Origin of the sequence: Chamaesiphon sp. VAR_69_metabat_338, from assembly GCF_031423935.1 — a bacterium.
Lineage (GTDB): Bacteria > Cyanobacteriota > Cyanobacteriia > Cyanobacteriales > Chamaesiphonaceae > Chamaesiphon.
The window spans coordinates 1-4717 of record NZ_JANPGM010000499.1; the positions used below are offsets into that span (position 1 = coordinate 1).

Here is a 4717-nt window from a genome sequence, read left to right on the forward strand (position 1 = left end):
AACGAAGAAGTCATCGCGATAATTTTACCAGGTTGCTTTTGGTCGGGATTATCGGAGAGGGTGGTGCCACCAACCGATGTCAGTCCGATTCCCAGTGCTAACGTGCGGATCGATTCGATAAAGCTCCAATAAGAATAATCTTTGTTTTTACCTTTAGTCGTCTGGAGGAAGGTACCACCACGGATTGAAGCCGAATGTTCCAAATCATCCACCCTGGGAATCAATGACAAAACAGGCATCCCCGTCATCGATTTAACACTATCGGGGTTGTCAACTCGATTGTCGAGTTTGTTCAATCCATAAGATACAAATATCCCGGCTAAGATACTACCGATCGCGCCCAATCCCATTTGGCGCGGGACATCTGGTGAAACTGGCGATCGCGGATATTCTGGGGGATCTAATAATTTCCACGGTACGACTTGTTCGGCGTTGACAATTTTCAACTCTTGAACTTTTTGTTTGAATGCTGTCAATTCTTGGGAGGCAATTTGATACTCCCGTTGCATTTCGGTGTATTGTTTTTGCAGTCCTGGTAATTGAGCAATTTGAGTTTGGACTTGTTGGTAAACTGCCTCTAAACTCTGAGCCTGGGCTGTTTGTGCGACTAGACTAGTCTCTAATTCGGCCTGTTTATTGGCGAGATTTTGGGCGAGATTATTACCAAAGTTGGCAATGCTACCTTGAGTTAGTTCGCTATCAGCGACTTGGCGTTTGAGTACTTGTTGGGCGCGTTCTCTCAATAAGATCAAGACGCTATCGCGTTTTTCTTTGAGAGATACAATCAGGGGATTTTCGGGACTAAAGCGGACACTTTCTTGATTGTATTTCAACTCTAACTCTCGGAGTTGCGTAAATAGGGCTTGGTAGCCACTATCTTGAGTCAACATCGTGGTACTCAGATTGCCTTTAGATTCCAATCCTACTGCCGCAAGTTGTTTCTTTAATTCTTCGTATTGCTTTTGGGTTTGGTAATAAGTAGAGCGCGATTCATTAATCTTGGCGACAATCGTCTGACGATAGCCATCGAGCGCGCCAGCCGAAGTTGCCGGATCGACAAAGCGATACTTAATCCGAAATTGCTCGATTTGGGATGCCGCAGCATTCAATCGCTGTTGCGAGCCAGGTAATTGAGACTCGATAAATTCGATCGAGTTATTCGTCCGCGCTTTTTTGTTGGTAATACTGTAGTCGATATAAACTTTACTCAGGGCATTGAGTACGGCGACGATCTCCTGAGGTGAGACCGATACATAACTAATCGTTAAGACATTACTGTCTGGCTTCGATCGAATTGCCAAACCTTGCAAAACTTGCGCCAGTGGCGGTCGTAATTTAGGATCGGGAATCGCCAAAATGGCTTTTTCGATCGTACTTTTACTTCTGAGCGATTGCGTGATCGTCTCGATGGCGATCGTCCGATCTTCAGATTGCCCGGTACCAGTCGCTTCACCAGCCAATTTTTCGGCAACACTGCTACTCGAACTAGACTTGAGATCGATCGCAATTTGGACTGCCGATCTGTAAATGCGCGTCTGCTTCCAGGTGACATAGCCGATTGTCCCCATCATTAATGCCGTGGTGAGCAGGGACGCATACCAATATTTACGCAAACCATTGAGGATAACACCTACACCCATCCCTTCTTCTTGCCGTGGTTCAGAGAACCCATTTGGACGAGGTTTCACTGACTCTGGGGACTGCATTAGTCTGGGAGGATTAAACTCAGGAAAACTCTCTTTCATGTTGGAATATTGATAGAACAGGTGGGTAAGGAACCGCCAAATGGCTGAAGTAATCTAGCTAAAATAATCGTAATATGAACAATGTGCCGATGTGACTAGACCTAAGGATAGATCGTTGGTGTAGTTGAGGCCAAGTAATTTTACAATCTATTTATAGTTAAAACCACTTTTAGCTATGAAAATACCCAGTACGTCGATATTGGCATACTGGGCTATCTTACAATTGACTAGCATCCAATGCCAATGTGTTGAAAACCGGCTGCGGTCAACATTGCGGGAGAGAGGAAATTTCGGCAATCGACCAAGAGTGGCGAACGCATGAGTGTAGCTAAGTGTTGATAATTGAGATCTTTGAACTCAGACCACTCTGTCATCAGGACGATCGCATCGCTATCAGTTGCTAATGTTTGTGGACTATCGACCAAATTAACATTAGCTAAGTAGGGATGAGGTAAAGATTCTGACGAAACAATCGGATCGTAGGCTTTGACCTTAGCTCCTAGCTCAATCAATATCTGGATTATATCAAGAGCGGGTGCATCGCGCAAATCATCGGTATCGGGCTTGAAAGTTAAGCCGAGCAAACCAATAGTTTTGCCTTTGAGAATTTTCAAAGAGCTTTGTAACTTTTGAATCACCAACGTCCGCTGCTGTTGATTGACACTTACAGCCGCTTTGAGCAGTCGCGCATCGTAACCATAATCGGCACCAGTGTGAATGAGTGCGGCTAAATCTTTAGGGAAACAAGATCCGCCCCAACCAATGCCAGCATTTAAGAATTTGTTGCCGATGCGGGAGTCGAGACCGATGCCTTTAGAAACCTGAGTCACGTCAGCACCGACGCGTTCGCAAATATTGGCAATCTCGTTGATAAAACTAATTTTGGTAGCCAAGAACGCATTAGCAGCGTACTTGATCATCTCTGCCGAACCCAAGTCTGTAGTCAAGACCGATACGGGCGGTAAGTCGGCATGGTCGCCAGCATGGCGATCGATAATCGGTTTATACAACTCTAGCATCAGATCGATTGCTTGTTGATTATTGCTACCCAGGACGATCCGATCGGGATTGAGGGTATCGTAAATGGCCGAACCTTCGCGCAAAAATTCGGGGTTGCTGACGACATCAAACTTCGGCACGAACACATCTGCCGTCGGGAGCCGCTCGCCAGCTCCTACCAAACTCGGTTGGGGTTGACGTTCGGCGACCCCATCGAGTACTAGCATCTTAACCCAATCGCCAGAACCGATCGGCACTGTAGACTTATTGACGATGACTTTATAATCGCCATTGAGATGTTTGCCGATGCCTTTGGCGACAGCTTCGACATATTGGGTATCGCTAGAGCCATTGGGTAGTGGGGGAGTACCGACAGCAATAAATAAGACTTCCCCATGTGCCACGCCTGCGGCTAGATCCGTCGTAAATTGCAAGCGATTTGTAGCCATCGCCGAGCGCATGATATCGGCTAAGCCTGGTTCGTAAATTGGCGATTGACCAGATTTCATCAGCGCGACTTTGTCGGGATTGTTATCGACACAAATCACATCGTGACCGATGTGTGCCAAACAAGCTCCTGTTACCAAGCCAACATAACCAGTTCCGATCGTACAAACACGCATTTTTAATTAACCCCCAAGATGATGGTGTGGAACCTATTCAATAATTGAAATTCGATCGAGTGCGCAGCATTGCCTGCTACTGCGCGGCAATAGTTATCGGCGTCCGCCTAAATTGCCAAACGTTGCTTGAATTCAGCGATTGTCTCCGTCAATCCGGTATCGAGCGAAATTTGTGGCTGCCAGTTGAGGAGCGTTTTCGCTTTAGTAATATCTGGCTTCCGCTTGCGAGGATCGTCTTGAGGCAATGGTTTAAAGCTAATTTCCTGCCCTGGATTGAGCCTGTCGCGAATTTTTTCGGCCAGTTGGAGGATGGTATATTCTTCAGGATTACCTAGATTGATCGGCCCAATATGGTCGCCATTCATCAATTTCATCAAACCATCCACTAAATCGGTGACATAACAAAAACTCCGAGTTTGAGTGCCTTCACCATAAACAGTTAAGGGTTTTCCCTGCAAGGATTGAGCGATGAAATTACTCACAACTCGACCGTCATTTTCCAACATTCTCGGCCCATAAGTGTTGAAAATCCGCGCGACCCGAATCTCAACTTGGTGTTGGCGATGATAGTCAAAACTCAGAGTTTCCGCAATCCGCTTGCCCTCGTCATAACAAGATCTGATCCCGATCGTATTCACATTGCCATGATATTCTTCGGTCTGGGGATGGACGTCCGGGTCGCCGTAGACTTCGGAAGTAGATGCGAGCAGAAATCTCGCCTTGGTACGTTTGGCCAGTCCGAGCATATGAGATGTGCCCAGATAGCTGACTTTCATCGTTTTGATCGGATCGTACTGATAATGCACTGGCGAGGCCGGACAAGCCAGATGATAAATTTGGTCTACTTCGAGACTAATCGGTTCGATAATGTCATGACGGATCGATTCAAAGTTGGGATGACCGGCCCATTTTTGGAGATTATTTTTAGTTCCAGTATAAAAATTATCCAAGCAAATCACTTCGTGTTGCTCCTTCATCAGGCGATCGAGCAAATGCGAACCAATAAACCCTGCACCACCTGTCACTAGAATTCGCATAATTTAGAATTTGGAGATTTAATTTCGATCGAAAAACTTTAAACTTTTAATATTAGCGTTCTCAGTATTATTCCTTAAAATGTGAAGATCGGCAACTCAGATGCCTGTCGATTTACAGCTGGCAATGCGATCGAAATCACAAGTACGCGATCGTTACTGATGATTTCGCACAAAAGCGTAGCATTATTTTGGGTCATCTCTAAACAGTCAATTTACCGAATTTAGTAATATTAAAAATAACTGCTCGATCTACCGTAAAAATCGACACTAGATTCTGGTGACTTGGCTACGTGCGTTGCCAGAGTTGAATAGT

At 45.6% G+C, this 4717-nt stretch carries 3 protein-coding genes; all 3 read right to left on the reverse strand.

The window, feature by feature from the left end:
* The coding region (locus RMO84_RS13900) for a hypothetical protein (protein ID WP_310489045.1) at positions 1 to 1688 on the reverse strand (1688 nt) is incomplete at its 3' end.
* Positions 1689 to 1972: 284 nt separating this feature from the next.
* Positions 1973 to 3367 carry a UDP-glucose/GDP-mannose dehydrogenase family protein gene (locus RMO84_RS13905; protein WP_310489046.1) on the reverse strand — a complete coding sequence of 465 codons (1395 nt, stop codon included), beginning with the start codon at positions 3365 to 3367 and terminating at the stop codon, positions 1973 to 1975.
* Positions 3368 to 3474: 107 nt separating this feature from the next.
* Positions 3475 to 4404 carry an SDR family oxidoreductase gene (locus tag RMO84_RS13910; RefSeq protein WP_310489047.1) on the reverse strand — a complete coding sequence of 310 codons (930 nt, stop codon included), beginning with the start codon at positions 4402 to 4404 and terminating at the stop codon, positions 3475 to 3477.
* Positions 4405 to 4717: the final 313 nt, after the last annotated feature.